The organism is Paenibacillus sp. GQ49 (assembly GCF_059759055.1).
Genome location: NZ_JCAXEL010000033.1, coordinates 13360 through 37582, shown reverse-complemented (window position 1 = coordinate 37582; position 24223 = coordinate 13360). Strand labels below are relative to the sequence as shown.

Here is a 24223-nt window from a genome sequence, read left to right as displayed (position 1 = left end):
CATCCTATGAAGAGGCGCTTGATAATATGAACAAGCCTGCCCGCAGGTAACGAAAAAAGCCGGGCTATAAGCCACGGCTGTCATGTAATTGCTTTATAAATAAGTTCGTTTAACGAGTTAACCCATTCCGAAGAACTTTTTGAAACGAGTGAAAGCTCCCTTTTTCTGCTCCAGCTGCATTAATGGGACCGTATCTCCCAGAATGCGTCGTGCGATATTTCGATACGCAATCGCCGCAAGTGAATCCGGATTCATGACCGTAGGTTCTCCTGAATTGGCCGCTTTGATGACCAGTTCATCATCAGGCACAATGCCAATCAGGTCAATATTAAGTACTTGTAAAATACCATCGATATCTAACATGTCACCCGATTTAACCATATTATTGCGAATTCGATTCACCACCAGCTTTGGTGATTGAATGTGCGAACTCTCCAGCAGGCCGATGACACGATCCGCATCACGTACTGCAGCATTTTCCGGTGTAGTGACCACGATGGCCTGGTCTGCTCCTGCTACCGCATTTTTGAAACCCTGCTCTATGCCGGCTGGGCAATCAATAATGACGTATTCAAAATCTTTTTTCAATTCAAGGATAATATCCTTGACCTGTTCTGGCGACACTGAGTTTTTGTCTCTCGTCTGCGCCGCAGGCAACATGTATAATTCTTCGAAACGCTTGTCTTTGACCAAAGCCTGATTCAGACGGCAGCGGCCGTCCGCAACGTCGCACAGATCGTAAATAATACGGTTTTCGAGTCCCATCACGACATCCAAATTACGAAGGCCGATATCGGTATCTACCAGACAAACCTTTTTGCCGAGCAGCGCCAGCGCTGTCCCGATGTTTGCCGAGGTGGTTGTTTTACCCACGCCGCCTTTACCCGAAGTGATCACGATCGCCTCTCCCATGAGCTACACTCCTTTAAACACATTAAAATCTCGGCGTAACCGAACGATATTGCTCATTTTGTCTATCTGCATCTGATTGTCCTGTAAGTAAGCAAATTCCATTCCGGTCTCTCGGCTCTCCCATTCATCGGGAGGACGACTGATGATATCCGCAATCCGTAGCTGCGTCGGTGCAAATACCGAAGCGGCAATGATCGCTTCCTCGTCCCCGCCAATTCCGGCATGAGCCATACCTCTGAGTGAACCCAACACATATATATCTCCGGTACACGTCACTGTGCCCCCCGGATTGATATCCCCAAGAAACAGGAGATTTCCTTCATGATGAAGCACCTGACCTGAACGCACCATACCACACATGGTTACAATCGGCGGCGGTCCTTTAACCTCCGGTTGGAGTGCAGGTGAGTCGATGGATCGAATAAGCAAATTCCCTTTTTGCTTCAATATATCGAGGATTGCTTCTTTCTGGTCCTCTGTCACTTCGCGGGCACCCAACTTGATATCCACATGAACAATCGGTCCGGTCAAAATATTTTGATGGCTGTGTTCCAGCTTATAGCGGAGCTCATAGAGCAATTCCTCGAATTCACATTGATCGTCCAACAGGAAAACCAGGCCGTCTCGGATGCCTTTAATCGTTACGTGATTCGATTTTACCGTCATAAGCCTGTCCCTCCCATCTCATTACATTTCGTGCCCGGGGCCCCAAGTTCCTGCTTTGCGCTCCATAAATGTATTTAGGAAGCTTCTTCTGTCTTGCTCCGTCTCTTGCCGATCCGCTCCAGTTGTTTCCGAAGCGGGACATATATGATCAAGGCAAACACAAAATGAATGAACAAATTAGGAATCATGTATTCAATCAACGCCCAGTCAAAGGTCACGTGGTTAAGTTGGAAGAGCTTGTACAGGAAAAATAGCATAGTGTCATTAAGCAGACTTCCCAAAATGACAACCGATACCATAACCGGCAAGGGTGCACGAGGTGCTTGAAAAATGAGTCCCATCATGTATGCCGATAATCCCATCGAGAATCCATAAGGTCCAATCATCTCGCCGTAGAATACAACGTCATGCAATAGTCCAAAAAATATACCGAGTACTAGTGCCGTGTGACGATGATGATATACAGCGATAAACAAAATTACGATATAGACCAGATTGGCAGAAATACGCATGTGCCAGCCAGAAGGGATGAGCAGCGGCAAAATTGTGCCTTCCGCAATGAACAAAACGAATAGTAACAGGAACAAAACTTGCTTGCGCGTTACCATTATTCTTTTACCTCAGGCGGGATAATGACAATCAGCTCTTTCCAGTCAAGGAAACTAGCATATGGATCAATTGTAGCTGTTTTTGTTAAACCATACTCACTTTTCTCGACACTCTTCACTTCACCAATCCGCATGTATTTCGGAAAGTTATTGATGATCCCGGATGAAATTATTTCATCACCCTCTTTGATGTTTGAATCCTCTGAGATCTTGGTCATTTTGAGCATGCCAGTCTTCGGATCATAACTCTCAATCATACCAAACACTTTCTCTTTACCTACCGCCGTTGCTGCAATGGCATTGGATGTCGGATCATTGGCGTCCATGGACGTTAACAGATTAACCGTTGATGTATATGAGCTGACATGACTGATCACGCCGACCAGCCCTTCCTGGGAGGTAACGGCCATCCCCGGCTTGATTCCCGCATTTTCACCGATATCAATGTTAATGGTTCTGCTATTTGGATCCGAATTGGCACTGATAACCTGAGCAATTCGTGAACCGTAATTATAGCGATTCTTCTGTTCTTCTGTGAAATTGAGCGCTTTCTGAAGTTGCTCATTCACTTGCTCCATATCATTGTACTTTAGCCGATCCCGGGTATAGTGACCCATTGCGATGCGGAGCTCTTCATTCTCTTCATATACCGTACGCATGTTCGCTACATCTTTGAAAAAGCCCGCTACATAGGAAGCGGGCTTGTAAAATACGTATTGTACAAATCCAACTGAATCCTTCAGGAATTTCTCCGGCCAGGATAGAGTGGTTCGCGGACTGAGCGTAAAGCCCATTAACGCGATAAATGTAACAAGGCCCACCAGCAAAACAAAAAGTCTTTTGTTGCCTAGCAGTTTAAACAGTTCGAACACCCTCTAACATCCATATTCTCTTCCGAGCCATGCCCGGCGGGGAGACTGTCAGACCTGTAGTCCCTGCGAGAATATCAGCCGATCCTCCCCTGTTAAGCGGGTAATAGCTCATCCCCGGCGTTAACCGGGTCCTCTATAAAGATATCTTGCCACTTGGTCGCTATGCCAAGTTAGGCAAATACCAATTAACGTTTGGAACGAACTGCCGAACTGCTTCTGCTTTTGAACAAATGAATATTCTCTAGCGCTTTACCTGTTCCGATTGCTACACAATCCAGCGGATTCTCAGCCACAATGACAGGCATTCCTGTCTCACCAGCGAGAAGCTTGTCCAGGTTACGAAGCAATGCCCCACCACCTGTAAGAACGATACCCCGATCCATGATATCGGCAGCAAGTTCAGGCGGGCATTTTTCCAGTGTTACTTTTACCGCTTCAACAATTGCATTCACGGTATCAGCCAGCGCTTCACTGATCTCGTCCGAAGTAATCGTAATGGTCTTCGGCAGACCTGTTACAAGGTCACGTCCACGAATTTCCATCGTTTCTACTTGTTCCAATGGCATAGCTGATCCAATGTCCATCTTCAATTGCTCCGATGTACGCTCACCGATCATCAGATTGTATTGGCGTTTGATGTACTGGATAACGGATTCATCCATCTCGTCACCTGCTACACGAACCGAACGGCTCGTTACAATACCACCAAGAGAGATAACAGCCACTTCCGTTGTACCGCCACCAATATCTACAACCATACTACCCGTTGGTTCCCATACAGGCAGATCTGCACCGATTGCAGCTGCAAAAGGCTCTTCAATTGTATAGGCTTCACGTGCCCCAGCCTGTTTGGTTGCATCTTCAACCGCACGTTGTTCTACTGCAGTAATCCCGGATGGTACACATACCATCACGTTTGGATGACGCTGGAACATGGAGCGTTGTTTTTGCGCCTCACGGATGAAATATTTGATCATCGTTGCCGTTGTATCGAAATCGGCAATAACGCCATCTTTCATTGGACGAATGGCACGAATGTTACCTGGTGTACGTCCAATCATTTTTTTAGCGGCTTCACCTACTGCCTCGATGCTATTTGTATCTGTCCGTATAGCGACAACCGAAGGTTCGCGCACCACAATTCCTTTTCCTCGTACATAAACCAACGTATTTGCTGTCCCCAAGTCAATACCCAAATCTTTCGTAAAACCACCAAACATAACATAATCTCCTTTTCTGCCTCATATAGCCGCTCCATTCTGATCCAGAGCGTAATAATTTCATTCCCACGTAACACGTGGAGCTAATATTCGCATTTGTTTTTTTGCATTTAAAGTGAACCTATCTTTTACGGACAACGCCGTTAACATTCATAGGAAAACATCAACGCCAACCATTATATTATACTAAGCCCTTCTCCTTCAAACTTACGTACGTTCCATCTCCAATAATAATATGATCAAGCACGTCAATGCCAACAATAGCGCCTGCTTCAATCAGTCTCTTGGTTATCTGGATATCCTCCGGACTAGGCGTAGGATCACCACTCGGATGGTTGTGTGCGCACACAATCGATGCGCTGCTGCATTTGATGGCAGCCCGGAACACTTCACGTGGATGTACAATCGAAGCGTTAAGGCTGCCCATGGAGAGTGTTTCCTGGGCAATAATATAATTTTTGCTATTCAGAAAGAGACACACAAAATGTTCTTTTTGCAAGTAACGCAATTGTTCCATAAGGATATCAGCTGCATCACGCGGTGTACGAATAGAAGTCGACTGTGTGAGTCTGCTCTTGGCAATCCGATGACCCAGCTCAATGCCGGCTTTCAATTGCACAGCCTTGGCATTGCCAATCCCTTTCATCGTGGTCAGTTCTTCCAGACTCAAATCCATCAACGAGCGAATGCCACCCGCTTCGGCCAGAATCCGCTGTGCCATATGCACCGCGGATTCCTGTCTTGTGCCTGTTCGAAGTAAAATTGCCAGCAATTCAGCATGGCTTAAGGCGCCCGCCCCGTATTCCATCATGCGTTCTCTCGGGCGTTCTTCCTGGGGGATGTCGCGCATCATGTATTGAGGCGACTCCATATGTTCCCTCTTTTCATTTCACAACATTTGGCTTCATTCATGTTCGTGGCAACACATGTACGCCGAACCCGTCCAACATATCACTTAGCAAAGATAGCGGCAAGCCAACCACATTAAAATAACATCCTTCAATGCGGTCGATCAGTGAAGCACCAATGCCCTGAATGGCATATGATCCTGCCTTGTCTGAAGGCTCACCTGTCTGCACATAAGCACGGATGGTAGCATCCGACAGCTCTTTCATCGTTACATCGGTCTGGCGGTAATGAACTAACGACTGTCCATTGCCCGCATCAATACAAGCGACACCTGTAAACACCCGATGTACGCGGCCCTGCAGCCGGGATAACATACGTTCAGCATCCGCTTCGTCTACAGGTTTGCCTAGAATCTCACCATCCAGAACAACAACGGTGTCACTACCAACAATAATGGCTTCCTGCTCGCGGCCTTCAAGCCCGCGATACACGGCAAGCGCCTTGCGCAAAGCAAGCTCCTGCACAGTCTGTTCAGGTGTCCACTCTGGTGGTGTATCTTCATTGGCATGACTTGGTATTACATCAAACGCTAGGTGGAGTGATGCGATCAGTTCTTTGCGCCGAGGCGATGTGGAGGCCAGAATAATAGGGCGCTGTTGTGTGTTATCCAAAATGAACGGCTCCTTATGCCACGGCAACACCCTGTCCGGATCACGATAATAGATGTCACTGGTTTAATTTTTTTCGTCATAACTCGTCATTCTCCTACAGTCTGCGATACAGCCACACAGCGGCAATCATACCGATCAGACTCAGAAGGCTCATTTGAAATTGAAGTGAAATATCATAACTGATAATATCCAGATCAGCCTGCGGCGACCAACGTATGGTCGTGGCTTTCGTAAGAAAGGCTACTGCCTTTACAGGCTGCAGTGCCTTGGCGATCCACGCTCCGGCCATCCAGCCGAGCAGGAGAAACAGCAATAACATGCCGAAGTTTTTTTTCATCGGTAATCTTCCCTCGCCATTTTTTGACACCCACATTATTATACGGGGTTTTGTACGTCAATACAAACACAAATCCGGCAAGGGGAACTATTTCCAGTTCCTTGCCGGATGGGTATTTCCAAGCGTTGTTATGGGAAAGAGCATGTTACTGCTTTATCGCTTCAAGCCATTTTTTCTGCTGCAGTACATATTCCATCAGATCGGACTGCACGGACCACATGTGTACATCATCCGGGTTTTTGTTGTACTCCTCGATAGCCGTAATTGCACTGTTCATTGATTTCTCCATTCCACCAATAATAGGTTGTACATCTGCGGTCAGGCCAGGTGTAAGACTATTCAATCCCGTCAGCCAAGACTCGTGCTTATTTTGAATCGCGGTCATCGTTTCTGTAGAAACTGCTGCCGGAGCAGACTGTCCCAGCTGCTGAATGGACAAAGTAGATAATTGTTCCACCAGTGCCGAACTGTTTGTGAAGAAAAGCTGCACATCCTCTTGTTTGCCACCGAATATAGCCGGATTGATCTCAGGGTTCACAATCTCCTTGACATACAGTTCAACTCCCTGGGCTTTTAGCCTGGAGCTAAGTAGCTTGGCCTCTTCACGATCAGCCGAAATGCCTGCATATACTCGATTGCCATCTTCAGGATCAGAACCTGCGGCTATACCTGCCTGAGCGAGCTCAAGCTTGGCCTGCTCAGCACGTTCAGGAGAACTAAATACACCGTATTGAAGTGCATAATACGTGCTGCCAGTCGTAGCTGTCTGAAGTTGCTGTTCTGTACCTGCAGTCCCCTCCTGACCCGTCACAGTGGAAACTGCCTGATTGACGGGAAGAAGATCGCCTGGCTTGACGGCTCCTTCTTTATTAAAAAATGAGAGAATAACCATGCCAAAGAGTGCTCCGGTAACAAGTGCCCCAGTGACAGAACCAATCATTTTCCATCCCCTTGGAAGGCGATTGCGTTTATAGGAATAGTTCTCGGAATCTGCAAGCCAGTCGTGGCCTTGATCATCATGGGTATTGGACAGATCACGACGCTCTTCCTCCGGATTATCGGTGTGATTAACATAACCGTAACCGGTGCGGTTCCCAAAATAATGGGCCTCATCCAAGTTCAAGTTCGAATCATGGCTCACCCGCTCGTCAGGTTCAGGTACAGTAGAGCTTGTCAGCACCGTCTCTCCCCAGTCTCCGGGGATATCCTCAGGCGTCCATGATGGGGTTGTATCCATCTGCTTAGGCGTTAGCGGTTGATTATGCGGTAATTCTTCACTTAACGTCACCAATGGACTGGACGCGGATATCCTCTTGTTTTCAGGCTTGTCCGACTCATGACCCCCGAAGCGAAACGTCATTCTAGCATTGCTCACCCGTACCCTCTCCTTTGTCCCATTTATATAAGCTATATGCAGAGACTGGAGAATACATTCCATATAACGCAAAAAAACGCCTGCTTCGTATCGAAGACAGGCGATTTCTCAATTGATTTATTTCAAGCCTTTGGCAAGTGTATCGCCGACTTTCCAGATATCACCTGCACCCATCGTAATCACAAGATCTCCTGGCTGCAGACGATGCTGCAGATCAGCTACAACTTCTTCTTTCGTAGGAAGGTACCGTGCAGAAGCATTACTGTTTTGAACGATCAGTTCAACCAGTTTGGCTGAGGTTACCCCTTCGATCTGTTTTTCGCCCGCAGGAGAATAGATATCCGTAATAAGCACCTCATCCGCTTCCGCGAAAGCACGACTGAACGCATCCAACAGGAAGAACGTCCGCGTATAACGCTGTGGCTGGAATACCGCAATAATGCGTTTGCCTGTTGCTTTGGCAGCACTAATGGTAGCTTCGATCTCAGTCGGATGATGAGCATAATCATCGATGATCAGCATATCACGCGCCTCGCCCAATACCTGGAATCTGCGTTTGGCTCCGTGGAACTGAATGATAGCTGCCACAATCTTCTCGAATGGAATGCCTGCTTCCAGACAGGTAATCACAGTAGCCATCGCATTATAAACGTTATGCTTACCCGGCACTGATAATTCCACCGTGCCCATAGCAGCACCCTGATGATTCATCGTAAAGGAGATACGGCGATCGCCCAGTACAATATCCGTTGCCGTATAATCTGCAGCACGATCAATACCATAGGTTGTAATCCGGGACTTGAGTTCTGGCAAAATCGCTTGAACATTCTCGTCGTCAGAACACACAATCGCTGTTCCTTCCGGACGAATCTGGCTCAGGAACTGCACATAAGCCTTTTTGAGCTCCTCAAAATCACTGTTGTAATTCTCCAGATGATCTGCCTCAATATTGGTTACAATACCGAGCCATGGATGATACTGCAAAAAAGAACCATCGCTCTCGTCCGCTTCAGCGACTACCCAGTCGCCCTGGCCTGCCTTGGCGTTGGTGCCCACATTCATGATCTCTCCGCCAATGATATATGTCGGGTCCGTATCACATTTATCCATAACAAGTGCAATCATGGATGAGGTGGTTGTTTTACCGTGAGCTCCAGCAACAGCGACACCTTTACGTTCGTTCAACAAACGTGCAAGCATCTGGGAACGATGCAGAATCGGAATGTTCAGCTCCGCAGCTGCTACCCGTTCCACATTATCAGCAGGCGCTGCCGTAGAGTAGACAACAAGGTCTGCTCCAGTGACGTGCTCTGCCGTATGTCCGATATATATTTTCGCTCCCTTGGCTGCCAACTTCTCGGTCAACTCCTGTGAAGCGACATCCGATCCGGTAACGGTGTATCCCATTTCCAACATAACTCTTGCGATGGCACTCATGCCATATCCGCCAATCCCTATAAAATGAACGTGTTCCGATGTATTTAACAAAACTTTCACCAACCTTTTTCAGAATCGGTTTGATGCAAAAGGGCTGCCCGCACATCCGCAATCAGGTACAGTGTGCCGGAGACCACCCCCAGATCTTCCGCTTCCGTCCGTGACTTCAATAGATCAAGTGCCTTTGCCCATTCGGGCTCGACGATGATTTCCAGTTCCTGCTTCGCAATGGCGGGACGTACCCGTTCGACAATCTGCAGCAATTCGGCTGCATCCATTTTGCGTCGGAAATCTGGCTCGGTCAGGATCAGCGTATCCACTAGTGGCAGTATATGCTGCAAATACGCTTCGTGATGCTTATTTGCCAACATACCCATCATCAAAATTAACTTGTTGTGCGGATAGACATCTATAATACTCTTGGCCAGTGACTCTGCCCCTTCCGGATTATGTGCTCCATCGAGCACAATTCGGGGTTCATCGACGACTTTTTCGAATCTTCCTGCCCAGAAAGCATTCTCCAGTCCAAGTGCAATATCGTTGTCATCCAGCATAAATGCCATGTATTGTCTAAGCAATTCAAGCACCATAAGTGCGGCCGCTGCATTGTCACATTGATGTGAGCCCTGCATGCGTATGCGAACGTCCAGATCACGGAACGGGCCTGTAAAATGAAAAGATTGTCCGTTCTCATTGCTGTCCAGTCTATGATAAGAGAATTGATCTCCAGCCAAATACACGCTTGATTGAAGCTGCTTTGCTTTCTCCTGAATCACTTTCACAGCTTCGGGTTGAGTCGCGCAAGTCACAACGGGTACTCCCGGCTTGATAATACCTGCCTTTTCTCCAGCAATCTGCTCAATCGTATCTCCAAGCACATCCGTATGATCCATACCAATGTTGGTGATGACGGACACAACAGGTGCGACAATATTCGTTACGTCCATCCTTCCCCCTAGCCCCGTCTCCCATACCACAACGTCAGGGTAACACTCCTCTGCATAGTACAGAAGCGCCAGAGCCGTGGACACCTCAAACATCGTGGGTGATCCAAGCGGAGTGGAGGCCATTTCCATGACCAGTGGATGTAATCGGTTCGAGAGCTTAAGCAGGATTTCTTCAGGAATATCCTCACCGTTGTATTGAAAACGGTTTGTAAACTTGGTGATATAAGGCGACGTAAAGGTACCCACATCATATCCAGCCTGAAGAAGCACTGACGTCAAAAAAGCGCAAGTCGAACCTTTGCCGTTCGTTCCCGCGACATGAATAAATTTGAGACGTTGGTGTGGATTGCCTAACATGGACATCAGATTCTCGATTCGTTCCAATCCAGGTCGGATGCCAAAAGGAATAAGGCCATTGATCCAGTCCACGGCCTCGTTGTACGTAAGTAAAGGAGCTGCTGCATCTGTCGCGTCTAATTCCGTCATCTGATTCACCTTCGGTCCCGAGTTTGAGTGAAAAAAGCGGCCGGATGGCATAATGGCTCTCCATCCGACCCAAATATATTAACCTTTAAGTTCCTTGATTCGTGCAATCACTTTATCCCGTTTATCGGAATAATCTGCTTGCTTGGCGCGCTCTTCCTCAATAACTTTGGCAGGAGCTTTGGCAACAAAGCCTTCGTTCGCCAGCTTTTTCTCTACACGGAGAACTTCGCCCTCAAGGTTCTCCAACTCTTTCTCCAAACGAGCCACTTCCTGCTCGATATCAATAAGACCTGCGAGCGGCAAGTATAGTTCTGCCCCCGTAATGATCGCAGTCATTGCCTTATCCGGTGAGTTTAAATCCAGCCCACTATCGAACTCGGACGTATTACAGAAACGTTTGATGTAGTGACTGTTACGCTCAATGATGCTGGACGTCTCAGGACTGTTTGCTTTGACCATCAACTCAATCTTTTTGCTCATCGGCACGTTCACTTCTGCACGAATGTTTCGAACTGCACGAATGGTATCCATGAGCAGGTTCATCTCGGCAACTGCCTCTGGGTTCTCAAGAGCAGGATCATATACCGGCCATGCTGCCAACGTAATGGTCTCACCTTCATGTGGGAGATGCTGCCAGATCTCTTCGGAGATGTATGGCATAAACGGATGAATCAGGCGCATCGTCTGATCCAGAACATAAGCAAGTACGGATTGTGTTTTCTTCTTGGCAACCGGATCTTCCCCATAGAAGGACAGCTTAGCAAACTCAATGTACCAGTCACACAGGTCATCCCAGATAAAGTTATACAACACACGACCCGTTTCCCCAAATTCATACGCTTCGATTAGACGCGTAATATCGCGGGAAGTTTCGTTCAGACGGTGCAAAATCCAATAATCCGCTGTACCAAGCTCTCCGCTAATGTCACGTTCCTCATAGGTGAATCCTTCCAGATTCATCAATGCAAAGCGCGAAGCATTCCAGATCTTGTTGGCGAAATTACGAGCCTGTTCCACCCGTTCCCAACGGAAACGGAGATCCTGACCTGGCGTGCTGCTGGTTGAGATCATGTAACGCATTGCATCTGCGCCGTATTTCTCAATCACATCCAGCGGATCTACACCGTTGCCCAGTGATTTGGACATTTTGCGTCCATCTGCATCACGAACAAGACCATGCATCAGCACATCCTTGAACGGAATCTCATCGGTGAATTCCAATGCAGTGAAAATCATACGTGCAACCCAGAAATATATGATGTCATACCCTGTCACAAGTACACTTGTCGGATAATAACGTTTCAGGTCTTCCGTATCTTCCGGCCAGCCTAGTGTGGAGAATGGCCATAAGCCGGAGCTAAACCAAGTATCGAGTACGTCTTCGTCCTGTCTGAGCTTGCGTCCAGCATACTCTGGCAGCGTTGTTGGATCTTCAGTAGATACGATGATTTCACCCGTTTCTTCATCATACCAGGCAGGAATACGATGTCCCCACCACAGTTGACGGGAAATACACCAGTCACGAACGTTTTCGATCCAGTTCAGATAGGTTTTCTCAAAACGATCTGGAACAAAATTAACCCCTTCCCCGTTCTGTTGTTTTTTAATCGCTCTCTCTGCAAGTGGCTTCATCTCAACGAACCACTGTGTAGACAGATACGGCTCAACAACAGCTCCGGTACGTTCACTGTGTCCAACCTGATGCGTGTGATCCTCAATGTTGATCAATACGCCCTGCTCTTTCAAGTCAGCAACAATCTGCTTGCGGCAGTCACTGCGGTCCAGTCCCTGATACTTGCCTGCCTCAGCATTCATTGTGCCGCTCTCATCCATGACCGTAATCTGAGGCAGATCATGACGAAGACCTACTTCAAAGTCATTTGGATCATGCGCAGGCGTGATTTTAACTGCACCACTTCCAAACTCTTTATCCACATAATCATCAGCGATAATCGGAATTTCGCGTCCAATAATAGGCAGTACAAGTACTTTACCAATCATATCTGCATAACGCTCATCCTTCGGATGAACAGCAACAGCTGTATCACCCAGCATCGTTTCAGGACGCGTTGTTGCCACTGTAACGTAGCCACTTCCGTCTTTGAGCGGGTAACGCAGATGGTACAAGTGACCCTGAACCTCTTTATATTCAACCTCAATGTCGGACAGAGCTGTCCGGTTCACCGGGTCCCAGTTAATGATGCGTTTGCCTCGGTAAATAAGGCCTTTTTCATACAGTTGAACAAATACTTTACGAACCGCTTGGGACAGACCTTCATCCAGCGTAAAACGTTCACGTGAGTAATCAAGCGACAATCCCATTTTACCCCATTGCTGACGAATGGTAGTGGCATATTGATCTTTCCAGTCCCATACCTTCTCCAGAAACTTCTCACGTCCCAGATCATAACGAGTCAGACCTTCTTCACGCAGCTTCTGCTCCACTTTGGTTTGGGTAGCAATACCTGCATGGTCGGAACCCGGAAGCCATAGTGCGTCATAACCTTGCATCCGTTTGGTGCGGATCAGAATATCCTGCAGTGTAAAATCAAGCGCATGCCCAATGTGCAGCATCCCGGTTACATTCGGGGGTGGAATTACAATCGTATACGGCTCGGCATCTTTACGTTGACCGGCTTTGAAATATCCACGCTCCATCCAGGTGGAGTACCATTTATCCTCTGCCGCCTTAGGATCGTAAGTGGTCGGCATTTCTGTTGCAGCTGATTTTTTTTCCTCAGACATGTGTCATTCCTCCGTTACTTCATCATCTTCGCCAAAAAAAACAAAAAAAACCTTTCATCCATCAAAGGACGAAAGGTTAGCTTTCGCGGTACCACCTTTGTTTCACGACGACAGCAAGATAGACTTCACCCTCTGTACATGACGTGACACTTCAAGCAGATAACGGCTGCTACCGGCCCATCCTACCTCAGAAACAAATGACGATAGATCTCATTCATCCCTTGTATTCAAACAGGCAACTCCCGGGCGACTTCGATCAGTTGGTTCCTGCGGAATCTCACAGCGTTGCAATTCCACTCTCTGAAAGGTCATACTGTCTACTACTCCCGTTCCACGTTGTTCTTCAAAAAACCTACACACATCATACCTTGCTCGTGCGCGATAGTCAACCTGACAACAGCGGATAAAGAGCGCTGGAATGCAGGTTTAGGACGAATCATGCAAAAACCCGCAATCCTCAAGGGGATCACGGGTCGTAACGAAGGCTTTAACTACGGATTAAGGGATGTACAATATCTGACCTTCTTCCACAACCTGCTCAGATAATCGGTTATACAACTGAAGTTCCCTCGTGCTCAATTGATATCGATCTGCAATGGCATCCAGTGTATCCTCTCGCTGAACAATGCACAGTTTCACCTTGCGGAATGGGGTCTGGTCCACGATTGTTCCCAAGAACAGGTTCTTCCATTCCACATCATCAGCTGGATACGTTTCTTCCTGTACCACACCCGCAGGAACCTCATCACCTCGCTCCACTTCAGCATCGCGTGCCGCTCTGCCCGAGGATAACAAGGAAGAGATACCTACGCCCTCTTCTTGCCGTGGTGCGGATTCTTTTTTGCTGCCAAAAGCAACCTTCAGCTCCGGCTTGTCTTCCGTCTCAGCCACAGGTTCAGGAACAAATGCTTCGTTCTGTACGAACTCGTCTACCCCAGTCGCTTCAAAAGACGGCCGGTCTTCCTCCGCGTTGCCTGGTTCGGACGAAGCAAATACACTTTGCCAGTTCTCCGCCTGTGATTCGCCCGGGACATCGGCAATTGCCTGATTTTCCTGCTGAGGTACAGATCTCGCTGATTCGAAGTGCCATACCTCTGGTGCGTCCGGTACATCCGGTGCTCCCAACTCATTAGATGATTGATCTGCACTTCTCGAGTTCGCAGGCAATACATCCACGGAAGGCTCGGACCAATCCGAAGACTCGTCTTCCAGAGGCAGCAATGGTTCCGACTCAGGATAAGAAGCTAACCGATCAGCGGTCTCAGCCATAAATGACGAGATTGGAGAAGGTTCGCTATATTGCTCATTAGATGCCAATTCATCTGCATTCGCCGTCAGAGATGCGGGATCTTCGTTTGCATCAGGTTGTCTGTTTTCGTTAGCGTACTCCGCACTTTGCTCCTCGGATTGAAGTGGCTCGGCCAATGACGAATTCGCATATTGCTGCTGCGATTCTTCGCTATTCCTTAATGTTTCTTCCCTTGTGGACAAGTCAGCGAATTCCGGAGCACCATATGCAAGTTCTGCTGCATTCGCAAGTCTCTCTTCCTCACTCCGCTGGAGCAGGTACTCTTGTGCAAATGTGTTGGGGTCGCTGCCTGTCTGTGCTGCTTCATCGGAACGGTTGGATTGCTGAGCATCAGGTGAATGAACAACTGTAAACTCATCTGCTGACCACACTTGTGGCTCTTCAACAGGAAAACCCTCGATGCCTCGCAGCGACAATACGCCTGTAATGTTCAGACTGCGATTGGATAACAGATCCACGTCAAAATTTTCGATCTCGATAGAAATATCCTCAATCGATCTGACCCGGTTCAGCGGCACTGTGATCTCCACGGGAATGAAATGTTTGAGCTCCTCTGAAGCCTCATTTTCTCCTCTGTACGCACCTGTAAGTAAAAGATGCCCTCTTAACGTGGCATGATCATCCTGCCCTATGACTTGAATGCGCGGGTATAGTTCAATCTCCTCCAATTCCTCAATCGCAGGGACTCCCTCAGACAAATGAACGCGCTCATAAATATCGAACCGTAAACCATAAGGTTGATTCAACAAAGGTGGCGTCCTCCTTTCGGCATATGTTCACCATGATCCTTCTCATGGGACTGATCCATGGTCCAAATCCTTCGTTACCCCATCTATATGCCTTGAATGAGGGGAGCATGCCACCTTTTAAAAAACCGAAGCAGCTTTCTTTCAGAAAGCTTTTAGGCGAACGCTTTGCTTCTTCTGGTTGTTTCTGTCCTCTCTGTTTTCGTGTAAATAGTTAGTCGAACTTATATAATGTATTAATAATTTTGACGCTCTCGCTCTTCCAATTGTGTGAAATCGGATGGCCAAGGATCATTCACTTCAATCATCGCTCCGGTTAAAGGATGACTAAACTTAAGCATCTCTCCGTGAAGTGCTTGTCGCCCAATGGCATCCGCTCTACCTCCATACAATGTATCACCAATAAGCGGGTGTCCAGCGTAACTCAGGTGTACACGAATTTGGTGTGTACGTCCTGTATCCAGCTTCAATCGTACAAGGGTTGCTCGTTCCCATACTTCGACGATCTCCACATGAGTAACAGCTTCCTGTCCACCTTCGGAGACACGCCTGCGCTGTTTGTGATGTCTGTCCTTGCCAATCGGAGCATCAATTTTGTGGAGTTCAAGGGGGATTTGTCCACCTGCAATGGCTACATAATGGCGGCCAATCTCTTTGCGACGCATCGCTTCATCCAGTTTGGCGAGGGCAAAAGCATTTTTGGCATACAGAACAGGTCCGGTTGTATCCTCATCCAGTCGATGAACATGGCGTACGCTTGCCTGAATTCCGTTCATTTCATAATAGGAGGCAACCACATGATCCAGCGTGATGGCCTGATCAACACGGCTTCCATCTGGATGCAGTTTCATGCCTGCCGGTTTGTGCATAACCAGACAGAAATCATCCTCATACAATACATCCACATCAGCCCAGCGTGGCTCAACCTCGATTGGCTGGGACGCAAAAAGGGCCAGCCGAAGCCGGTCCCCTGCAAGTTGTATTCCTTGGTTTGCTTTCAGCTGACGAAGCAGTTTCTCCGGAAACTGAAGCTCAGACAGTAGCCATTGCTCTGCAGCCATCGATTTGTCCGAACTGCCTGTTACGGCTTTCCCTGGCATCAGTTCAAGCCATTCCCCACGGCGTTTCCAACTTTTGATGGTCATAACGATTGAAGAGCTTTACGATTCGCCTCAATCGTATCGTCAATATCCTGCTCTGTGTGCACACCAGAGACAAACATGCCTTCGTATTGCGAAGGTGCAACACTCACACCTTGATCAATCATGGCCGCAAAATAACGACGGAATTGATCCAGATTGCTTTCTTTGGCAATATCATAATTGGTTACTGGAACGGCACTGAAGAATGGACAAACCATGGAACCCACACGGTTAATGGTTATCGCAATACCCGTCTCAGCTGCATTTTTCTCGAATCCGGCTTGCAAACGTGCAGACAATGTCTCCAGACGGTCATAGACCTCTGGTGTTAACAATTTGAGCGTGGTATATCCTGCTGCCATAGCCAGCGGATTCCCGCTCAATGTACCTGCCTGATAGATCGGTCCCGTAGGAGCAATCTGTTCCATCAGATCCCGACGACCGCCATAAGCACCAACGGGGAGTCCGCCACCGATAACTTTACCCAGACAAGTCAGGTCAGGTGTAACCCCATACCGTCCCTGAGCACAGTTCAACCCGACTCGGAAACCGGTCATGACTTCGTCAAAAATAAGCAGGCTACCATATTGCGTCGTCAAACTGCGCAGGCCTTCAAGGAAACCGGAAGCCGGAGGAACAACCCCCATGTTACCTGCCACAGGCTCCACAATAACAGCGGACAGTTCTTCACCATAACGTTCAAAAGCAAGTCTCACGGACTCCAGATCGTTATAAGGCACCGTAATGGTATTCACAGCTACGCCTTCAGGCACGCCTGGACTATCTGGCAGACCCAGTGTTGCAACACCTGAACCCGCCTTGATCAGCAAGCTGTCCGCATGTCCATGATATGATCCTTCAAACTTCAGAATTTTACTACGTCCGGTTACCCCGCGTGCCAGTCGAATGGCACTCATGGTTGCTTCCGTGCCAGAATTAACCATCCGCACGATATCGATAGAAGGTACACGCTCACAGACCAGTTTTGCCATCTCGGTCTCCAGCAAAGTAGGCGCACCAAAGCTTGTTCCTTTGAGGGCTGTCTCACGCAAAGCTTCTACAACGTCAGGGTGTGCATGTCCCATAATGAGTGGGCCCCACGATCCCACATAGTCAATAAAAACATTGCCATCAATATCGTAGATTTTGGACCCTTCGCCGCGTTCTGCATAGATCGGAGTAAGTCCCACCGATTTGAATGCGCGTACAGGGCTGTTCACACCCCCGGGTATGTACTGCTTCGCTTCCTCAAACGCGTTGCGTGAGCGCTCATCATTGCGACGATTACCTTGTTGTGCAGTCATGAATATCCTCCTTAATGTAATGTATTTTATTTCTCAGCCAACCAGCGTGAAGCGTCTTTTCCGTAGTAGGTAATGATCATATCTGCACCTGCGCGTTTCATGCTGAGCAGGATTTCCATGGCAACTTTTTTCTCATCGATCCAGCCTTGAATCGCCGCCGCCTTCACCATGGCATACTCGCCACTTACATTATAGGCAACAAGCGGAAGATCAAATTGATCCTTAATCGTACGCATGACATCAAGATAGGAAAGGGATGGTTTTACCATCAACATGTCCGCTCCTTCGAGCACATCCGTCTCTGCTTCACGCAAGGCTTCACGTGCGTTCGCCGGGTCCATCTGATATGACTTGCGGTCTCCGAATTGTGGTGTGGAATCCGCAGCTTCACGGAATGGACCATAGAATGCGGATGCATATTTAACAGAGTAAGACATAATCGGAATATGACTGAATCCATTCTCATCCAGCCCCGCGCGGATCGCTTGTACAAATCCATCCATCATGTTGGATGGTGCAATAATATCCGCTCCTGCTTTGGCTTGAGACACTGCCGTTTGCACGAGTAGATCAAGTGATTCATCATTTAACACATCTCCGCAGATGTGGCCGTCAATCTCCACGGTGTGTACCATACCGCAGTGACCGTGATCCGTGAATTCACACAGACAAGTATCCGCAACAACCAGCAGTTCTGGGTACCAGGATTTGATCAATCTCGTTGCTTCCTGCACAATGCCATCTTCAGCAAAACCAGATGAACCTACACTGTCCTTGGTCTCCGGGATACCGAATAATAGTACGGCTGGAATCCCCAACTCAGCAATTTCCGTTACTTCCTCTTGAAGACGATCCAACGAGAAGCGGAACACGCCAGGCATGGATTTGATTTCGGATTTTACATTATGTCCATAAGTCACATAGATCGGTTGAATAAAGTCATCCACGGTTAGATGGGTCTCTCTGACCATATTGCGAATACCTGTGGATTGGCGTAAACGGCGATGCCGTACAATTGGAAAACTCATATGTGTAACCTCCTTGAAAATTAAATAGAGCAAAAAGGGAAGCGCGCTGGTATCCTATCGAATTCAGCACGCTTCATATGTTGACATGATTACATGTGTATTAATTTCGAAGAGCGCCTTCTTTGGTGCCTGTCCGTTTCCAGTCGCATAGCACTGTGATCAAGCTATCCATCGTTGCTTCCTCTGCCATCAGTGTAACCTTCAGTCCAGCCGCTTCTGCCGTCTTCGCTGTAACAGGCCCGATACATGCAACCTCCACATCTTTCAATAACGGCAGTGGATCTAGCAACCCCATACGTTTCAACATACTCATGAAATTGGTAACCGTCGATGAACTTGTAAAGGTCACCGCATGAATACCACCTTCTTCAAGCAGCTTGAGTAGTTCGTCATCATCCTCACCAGCGAGGATCGTATCGTAGGTGATGGCTTCGGTGACCTGAATTCCTCGTTCTCTCAACTGGTCACGCAACCACGTACGTGCAAGATCACCGTGCGGAAGCAATACTCTCTGGCCTTCCTTCAGCTCACTTTCAAAAGCTTCAAGCATGCCTTCGGCCTGGAAAGGACCTTTGACAACCTCTGCAACGATGCCATGTTTACGCAAAGCATCTGCTGTGGAAGGTCCTACGGCAGTAATTCTCGCTTGATGAATCGAGCGAATGTCCTTGCCTTCCTGTTCCAGATGGCGGAAGAAAAACTCCACGCCGTTCACACTTGTGAAAAACACCCAGTCATAGGTATCTAAAGCACTGAAGGCGTCTTTGACACTTTGCTTGGCAGATTCACTGGACGGCATGACCGTCTCAATGACCGGAAACTCATACGGTTCGCCGCCGAGTTCCTCAATGCGATTCACCAGTTCACTCGCCTGACTGCGAGCACGGGTTACCAAAATTCGTTTGCCAAACAGCGGTAGCGCTTCTGCCCATTTCAATTGTTCCCTTTGATTAACGACATCCCCCACCACAATAACAGCTGGTGGTTGGAAATTGGCTGCGATCACTTTCGCTTCTATATCTTCAAGGGTACCTGTAAGGGTATCCTGTTCCGCTCGTGTTCCCCAACGAATCAGAGCCACTGGTGTTTGCGCTGGACGACCATGACGAATCAATTGTTCGCTGATATATCCAATTTTGGCAACCCCCATCATAAATACAAGTGTGCCCGTTGCATTCGTCACTTTATCCCAATGGATACTGCGATCAAGCTTGTCCGGACTCTCGTGCCCCGTAATAATAGAGATGGAAGATGCATAGTCACGGTGAGTCACAGGAATTCCGGCATACGCAGGTACACTTATTGCAGCGGTAACCCCAGGTACAATCTCAAACGGAATTCCGTTTTTGTGTAGCAAACCCGCCTCTTCGCCCACACGTCCAAAGATAGTTGGATCGCCGCCCTTAAGCCGAACCACAACCTTGCCTTCAAGCGCCAGATCAACCAACAGTTGATTGATCTCTTCCTGTTTCATCGTATGCCGATCCGGGCGCTTGCCCACGTAAATCTTGACTGCGCCGGGTTTCATTTGTTTCAACAATCTCGGACTTGCCAAACGATCATAGACTACAGCATCGGCTTTCCCGATGGATTCCCACCCTTTTACCGTAATCAGCTTTGCATCCCCAGGACCTGCCCCTACCAAAAAGACCTTTCCCACCATGTCTTCATCCCCTAACTTCTGCCAGTATCTGCTCTGCTCCCCGTTCGATCAATCTCCACGCCACTTCTTCACCCAGACGAACCGGGTCCTTGCCGATCATAGCTTCCTTAAGAATCAGTCCACCATCCGGCGTGCCGACCATACCTGTTAATTGTAACGTGTTTTCACCATTCAGGGAATCTGTATCTTGCTGAGGCACCCATACCGCATGAGCACCGATCGGAACCTGACAGCCCCCATTTAATACACTGAGAAAACGGCGTTCCGCCTGTACAGGAAATGCTGTCTCGGGATCATTATACAGCTGCAGCAAGTGCAACAGTTCCTCATCGTCTTCACGACATTCGATACCAAGCGCGCCTTGACCCACTGCCGGAAGGCAAGCTGTTTCCGTCAGGTACTCTGTGATCCGGTCTTCCCAGCCCATACGGTACAATCCTGCAGCTGCCAGAATAATCGCATCGAATCCTTCAGTCTCCAGCTTCCGCAGACGGGAATCAATATTGCCGCGAATCGATTCCAATTGCAAATCTGGACGATAGGCCTTTAATTGACTCGACCGGCGCAGACTGCTTGTTCCGACTCTAGCTCCTTCTGGCAGTTGATCCAGAGTAAGCCCACCATTGGAGATCATCGCATCCCGTGGATCTGCACGACGAGGTATAGCCCCATTCGTTAATCCTTCGGGTAAATCGGAAGGCATATCTTTCATACTATGAACAGCCATATCAATCGTACGATCAATCATCGCCTGTTCAATCTCTTTGACAAACAAACCTTTGCCTCCCACTTTTGACAACGTTACATCCAGAATGAGATCTCCCTTGGTAACAATCTTATGTACTTCAAAGTCAAAAGCTAATCCTTCCCGCTCACAAATATCGCGTAAATCCTGAATGACATGACCTGTCTGGGTTAGCGCAAGCGCGCTCTGTCTACTTCCAACTTTAATTGTACGCATATCTACACTTCCTCCTGATTACGGGATATCCAGTCCCCGATTTCTTCTTCGGTCCACCACCGAAAATGGCCTGTACGAATATCTTCTAATATGTGCATTTCAGTTAATTGCCGAAGCAACGTACTTCTGAGACTTGAAGAAGATACGCGTGACTTCACCTCAGTCCTCATCTGGTGCAAAAACTCCAGATACGTTTCATACTCATCACCGAACTGTCGTTCGAGTGTGGCACGTATCTCAGCAGCTGCTGCCGGTCCCGCTCCTGCTGTGGATATCGCTATGCTTAATCTCCCACGCCTGACCACGCTTGGCGTAATAAAGCTGCTGTGCTCCGAAGACATTGCGTTATTCACCAATATGCCCGCAGCCTCCGCATCCCGAACCACAGTTGAATTGACCTCTGAATGGTCAGTCGCTGCATATACGAGAAAGGCCCCCCGCAAATCTCCATTGCGGTAGGACCGGTCTATCCATTGAATTCGGGATTCATGATGCAGTTGTTTTAATATGGGAGTAAGCTCAGGACTAATGACCGTAATCTGTGCCTCAGCATGCAGTAATCCCTTAATTTTACGTTCGGCAACACGTCCACCACCAACCACGCAGCACTTCTTGCCTGAAGTATTCACAAATATCGGCGTGTAACGGTCCATCCCCTTCACTCTCCCGTCCAACGATGAAACGCTGAATACGCATTGGATAAAAAACTTATAATGACAAATCCGTACCCGATCAGTGTCCATCTTGCCATGATAATTGTAGAGAACTGTTTCCTTCTCTTGGATACGAAATAACCCACATAGATGGCTATAGCAAGACCTGTCGCAATAACTTTGAGATCCAAGAGTAGAATCCAGCGTCTTTCCGCCACAATGGATAATACGGCAAGCATCACAGAAACGCCAAGGAGCGGTGTACCTATGAAATTAGCACCATCCATGTATTTGCCGATCACTTCCAGGCTTGGCATCCGTCGCATCGTTTCATTCCACTTTTTTTTCTTCAACTTACGGTGCAGGAACAGATATAACATGGCAAATACCGTAGCAACGGTTAACGCCGCAAAACCAAGATTCGCCAAGGTAATATGCATAATGAGTAATCCATGTACCGTTTGCCAGTTATGCAGTGATATCTCTCCGGCCGTAAACCACAGTCGGTTTAATACCGTAACGGAAAAACCTACAACATTCAGCAACAAAATGACAAATTCGGAACGCTGGATGCGAGTCATGACAAGAGACATCAGCACAATACTGAATGAGAATATAAACAAAAAATCAAAGGTGGTATAGATGGGGAAATGGCCTTCAGTCCACATGCGCAATATGACATGCGTTACCTGCAGTCCCCAAACAACGACAAGAAACCCTGTGCCTGTCCGCTTCGCCCCCGCATTGCGTCGAATGCAGTCCGAGAAATAGAACAGTAGGCTCAGGGCATACATATAGATTAGAGCTTCATAAACTTGTTCAGCAAGGGTCAAGCTGCCCACCCGCCTTATACGCCTGCCGGAGCATAAGCCGGCACGGGGTCTTGCCGGTTTTCGTTAAGGTGAGCGGCTGGCTTCGCCAGAGCTGTGGCATCACTCTGACTCACTTTTTCAGCCGCCATCTCTACTGAATCTTCCAGAGCGAAAATCTGAGTAAACATGCGCAGAGCTTCATCACCTTGCTTCGTGCCTGCCATTTCCTTAATCCGATTAATCGGATCTGTCGTCATTTGGTTCACAATACTCTTGGTCAAACGACGAATGACTTTACGTTGATGTTCATCGAGCTCAGGCAGTTTATTAAACAGGCTATCCATCGTTTCTTCATGAATGGAGACACCTTTTTCCTGCAAAGCGCGAATAACGGGACGAACACCCAACGTTTTGAGCCAATGGTAATAATCCTCCATCTCAAGCTCAATCATTCTCTCAATTTTGGCAGCTTCCACCTTACGCATCTCGAGGTTGCTCTCCACGATTCCTTCCAGATCATCAATGTCATAGAGAAATACGTTGGATAATTCACCAATCGCCGGATCAATATCGCGTGGAACCGCAATATCAATCAGGAACAATGGACGAGATTGACGACGCTTCATGCTCTCTCGTACCACTGCTGCATCCATGACATAACGTTCAGCTCCAGTGGAACTAATCACAATATCAACTTCATTAAGTCGATCTAGTGCCTGTTCCATCGTACAAGGTGTCCCCCGGAACTTGGCTGCCAATTCTTCAGCTCTTGCGAGCGTGCGATTCGCCACGATGACCTCGGATGCCCCGTTGGCATAGAGATGTTTCACGGTTAGTTCACTCATCTTGCCGGCACCCAAAATGAGCACCTTCTTGTCTGTGAACATGCCAAAAATCCTCTTACCGAGTTCAACAGCAGCATAACTGACAGATACGGCGCTCTCCCCGATGGAAGTCTCCGAATGTGCCCGTTTGCCCAGCGTAACAGCCTGTTTGAACAGCATATTAAACCAGGTACCTGTTGATTTTTCTTCCTGCGCTTTAAGAAAAGCCTGTTTCACCTGTCCAAGAATCTGAGTCTCACCAATGACCATAGAATCTAGTCCGCAGATGACGCGGAACAAATGGCGCATGGCTTGATCATCTTCATATATATATAAGTGTTGCGTAAATTCTTCCCGTGGTACGTTAAACCATTGTTCCATGAATGTTCGAATAAAATAACCACACATGTGAAGACGGTCCACCACAACATACAACTCGGTACGGTTACATGTGGCTACGATTACACCTTCCAATACACTCTTGGTCAGCTTGAGCTGCTGCAGCGCTTCAGACAAATCCTTTTCTGCAAATGTGAATCGTTCCCTAACCTCTACAGGCGCCGTGCGATAATTCAAACCAACGACAACGATGTGCATTGCAAGTTCACCTGCCTAATAAATTTCCAATCAAAGTGCTTACTGCATATGTCTATCCA

The 24223-nt window shown here is 47.9% G+C and carries 21 protein-coding genes and 1 other annotated feature; all 21 genes read right to left on the bottom strand.

Annotated features, from left to right (window positions below; translation table 11 throughout):
- Positions 1–117 precede the first annotated feature (117 nt).
- Complete coding sequence (minD, locus tag AC6CIF_RS31135) at positions 118–912, bottom strand: septum site-determining protein MinD (RefSeq protein ID WP_053783092.1); 795 nt, start codon at positions 910–912, stop codon at positions 118–120.
- 3 nt (positions 913–915) lie between these two features.
- On the bottom strand, positions 916–1578 hold the full coding sequence (minC, locus tag AC6CIF_RS31130) for a septum site-determining protein MinC (protein WP_017692615.1): 663 nt from the start codon (positions 1576–1578) through the stop codon (positions 916–918).
- 74 nt (positions 1579–1652) lie between these two features.
- Entirely contained in the window at positions 1653–2186 is a 534-nt protein-coding gene (gene mreD, locus AC6CIF_RS31125; protein ID WP_091037552.1) for a rod shape-determining protein MreD, read from the bottom strand.
- Entirely contained in the window at positions 2186–3058 is an 873-nt protein-coding gene (mreC, locus tag AC6CIF_RS31120) for a rod shape-determining protein MreC (protein ID WP_498202677.1), read from the bottom strand. The genes mreD and mreC overlap by 1 nt, the downstream gene beginning before the upstream one ends.
- Before the next feature lie 185 nt (positions 3059–3243).
- Positions 3244–4278: a rod shape-determining protein gene (locus tag AC6CIF_RS31115; protein ID WP_017692612.1), complete on the bottom strand. Its 1035-nt coding sequence runs from the start codon at positions 4276–4278 to the stop codon at positions 3244–3246.
- A gap of 181 nt (positions 4279–4459) precedes the next feature.
- Positions 4460–5149, bottom strand: coding sequence for a RadC family protein (radC, locus tag AC6CIF_RS31110; protein ID WP_498202676.1), 690 nt, complete (start codon positions 5147–5149; stop codon positions 4460–4462).
- 37 nt (positions 5150–5186) lie between these two features.
- The gene (locus AC6CIF_RS31105) at positions 5187–5798 is read right to left on the bottom strand and encodes a Maf family protein (RefSeq protein WP_091037560.1); all 612 of its coding nucleotides are present in this window, start codon (positions 5796–5798) and stop codon (positions 5187–5189) included.
- A gap of 94 nt (positions 5799–5892) precedes the next feature.
- Positions 5893–6135, bottom strand: coding sequence for a DUF4321 domain-containing protein (locus AC6CIF_RS31100; RefSeq protein WP_047841183.1), 243 nt, complete (start codon positions 6133–6135; stop codon positions 5893–5895).
- A gap of 145 nt (positions 6136–6280) precedes the next feature.
- Positions 6281–7510, bottom strand: a complete 1230-nt coding sequence (locus AC6CIF_RS31095; protein WP_498202675.1) for an SPOR domain-containing protein — start codon at positions 7508–7510, stop codon at positions 6281–6283.
- Positions 7511–7627: 117 nt separating this feature from the next.
- Positions 7628–8998 (bottom strand): UDP-N-acetylmuramate--L-alanine ligase, encoded by a 1371-nt coding sequence (gene murC, locus AC6CIF_RS31090; RefSeq protein WP_498202674.1) that lies wholly within the window; start codon positions 8996–8998, stop codon positions 7628–7630.
- 5 nt (positions 8999–9003) lie between these two features.
- Positions 9004–10380: a bifunctional folylpolyglutamate synthase/dihydrofolate synthase gene (locus AC6CIF_RS31085; RefSeq protein WP_498202673.1), complete on the bottom strand. Its 1377-nt coding sequence runs from the start codon at positions 10378–10380 to the stop codon at positions 9004–9006.
- A 78-nt stretch (positions 10381–10458) separates the two neighbouring features.
- A complete protein-coding gene (locus AC6CIF_RS31080; RefSeq protein ID WP_498202672.1) occupies positions 10459–13125 on the bottom strand; it encodes a valine--tRNA ligase in 2667 nt (888 codons plus the stop codon).
- Between the two features lie 61 nt (positions 13126–13186).
- Positions 13187–13468: a binding site (T-box leader), on the bottom strand.
- Positions 13469–13623: 155 nt separating this feature from the next.
- Complete coding sequence (locus AC6CIF_RS31075) at positions 13624–15183, bottom strand: LysM peptidoglycan-binding domain-containing protein (RefSeq protein WP_498202671.1); 1560 nt, start codon at positions 15181–15183, stop codon at positions 13624–13626.
- Positions 15184–15416: 233 nt separating this feature from the next.
- Positions 15417–16325 (bottom strand): RluA family pseudouridine synthase, encoded by a 909-nt coding sequence (locus AC6CIF_RS31070; RefSeq protein ID WP_498202670.1) that lies wholly within the window; start codon positions 16323–16325, stop codon positions 15417–15419.
- Complete coding sequence (gene hemL, locus AC6CIF_RS31065) at positions 16322–17626, bottom strand: glutamate-1-semialdehyde 2,1-aminomutase (protein WP_498202669.1); 1305 nt, start codon at positions 17624–17626, stop codon at positions 16322–16324. Before hemL ends, AC6CIF_RS31070 begins: the two co-directional genes overlap by 4 nt.
- A gap of 26 nt (positions 17627–17652) precedes the next feature.
- On the bottom strand, positions 17653–18654 hold the full coding sequence (hemB, locus tag AC6CIF_RS31060; protein ID WP_498202668.1) for a porphobilinogen synthase: 1002 nt from the start codon (positions 18652–18654) through the stop codon (positions 17653–17655).
- A 100-nt stretch (positions 18655–18754) separates the two neighbouring features.
- Positions 18755–20317, bottom strand: a complete 1563-nt coding sequence (gene cobA / locus AC6CIF_RS31055) for a uroporphyrinogen-III C-methyltransferase (protein WP_498202667.1) — start codon at positions 20315–20317, stop codon at positions 18755–18757.
- A gap of 4 nt (positions 20318–20321) precedes the next feature.
- Positions 20322–21278, bottom strand: coding sequence for a hydroxymethylbilane synthase (hemC, locus tag AC6CIF_RS31050; RefSeq protein ID WP_498202666.1), 957 nt, complete (start codon positions 21276–21278; stop codon positions 20322–20324).
- A gap of 2 nt (positions 21279–21280) precedes the next feature.
- Positions 21281–21931: a precorrin-2 dehydrogenase/sirohydrochlorin ferrochelatase family protein gene (locus tag AC6CIF_RS31045; protein WP_076216940.1), complete on the bottom strand. Its 651-nt coding sequence runs from the start codon at positions 21929–21931 to the stop codon at positions 21281–21283.
- A gap of 5 nt (positions 21932–21936) precedes the next feature.
- Positions 21937–22764: a cytochrome c biogenesis protein CcsA gene (gene ccsA / locus AC6CIF_RS31040; RefSeq protein ID WP_372238424.1), complete on the bottom strand. Its 828-nt coding sequence runs from the start codon at positions 22762–22764 to the stop codon at positions 21937–21939.
- 14 nt (positions 22765–22778) lie between these two features.
- Positions 22779–24164: a glutamyl-tRNA reductase gene (gene hemA, locus AC6CIF_RS31035; RefSeq protein WP_091011879.1), complete on the bottom strand. Its 1386-nt coding sequence runs from the start codon at positions 24162–24164 to the stop codon at positions 22779–22781.
- Positions 24165–24223: the final 59 nt, after the last annotated feature.

What these genes read in the sequence shown, in the direction of transcription:
- minD (WP_053783092.1), bottom strand. Translation starts at nt 912, where the DNA reads ATGGGAGAGGCGATCGTGATCACTTCGGGTAAAGGCGGCGTGGGTAAA.
- minC (WP_017692615.1), bottom strand. Translation starts at nt 1,578, where the DNA reads ATGACGGTAAAATCGAATCACGTAACGATTAAAGGCATCCGAGACGGC.
- mreD (WP_091037552.1), bottom strand. Translation starts at nt 2,186, where the DNA reads ATGGTAACGCGCAAGCAAGTTTTGTTCCTGTTACTATTCGTTTTGTTC.
- AC6CIF_RS31115 (WP_017692612.1), bottom strand. Translation starts at nt 4,278, where the DNA reads ATGTTTGGTGGTTTTACGAAAGATTTGGGTATTGACTTGGGGACAGCA.
- radC (WP_498202676.1), bottom strand. Translation starts at nt 5,149, where the DNA reads ATGGAGTCGCCTCAATACATGATGCGCGACATCCCCCAGGAAGAACGC.
- AC6CIF_RS31100 (WP_047841183.1), bottom strand. Translation starts at nt 6,135, where the DNA reads ATGAAAAAAAACTTCGGCATGTTATTGCTGTTTCTCCTGCTCGGCTGG.
- AC6CIF_RS31085 (WP_498202673.1), bottom strand. Translation starts at nt 10,380, where the DNA reads ATGACGGAATTAGACGCGACAGATGCAGCAGCTCCTTTACTTACGTAC.
- AC6CIF_RS31080 (WP_498202672.1), bottom strand. Translation starts at nt 13,125, where the DNA reads ATGTCTGAGGAAAAAAAATCAGCTGCAACAGAAATGCCGACCACTTAC.
- AC6CIF_RS31070 (WP_498202670.1), bottom strand. Translation starts at nt 16,325, where the DNA reads ATGACCATCAAAAGTTGGAAACGCCGTGGGGAATGGCTTGAACTGATG.
- hemL (WP_498202669.1), bottom strand. Translation starts at nt 17,626, where the DNA reads ATGACTGCACAACAAGGTAATCGTCGCAATGATGAGCGCTCACGCAAC.
- hemB (WP_498202668.1), bottom strand. Translation starts at nt 18,654, where the DNA reads ATGAGTTTTCCAATTGTACGGCATCGCCGTTTACGCCAATCCACAGGT.
- cobA (WP_498202667.1), bottom strand. Translation starts at nt 20,317, where the DNA reads ATGGTGGGAAAGGTCTTTTTGGTAGGGGCAGGTCCTGGGGATGCAAAG.
- hemC (WP_498202666.1), bottom strand. Translation starts at nt 21,278, where the DNA reads ATGCGTACAATTAAAGTTGGAAGTAGACAGAGCGCGCTTGCGCTAACC.
- AC6CIF_RS31045 (WP_076216940.1), bottom strand. Translation starts at nt 21,931, where the DNA reads ATGGACCGTTACACGCCGATATTTGTGAATACTTCAGGCAAGAAGTGC.
- hemA (WP_091011879.1), bottom strand. Translation starts at nt 24,164, where the DNA reads ATGCACATCGTTGTCGTTGGTTTGAATTATCGCACGGCGCCTGTAGAG.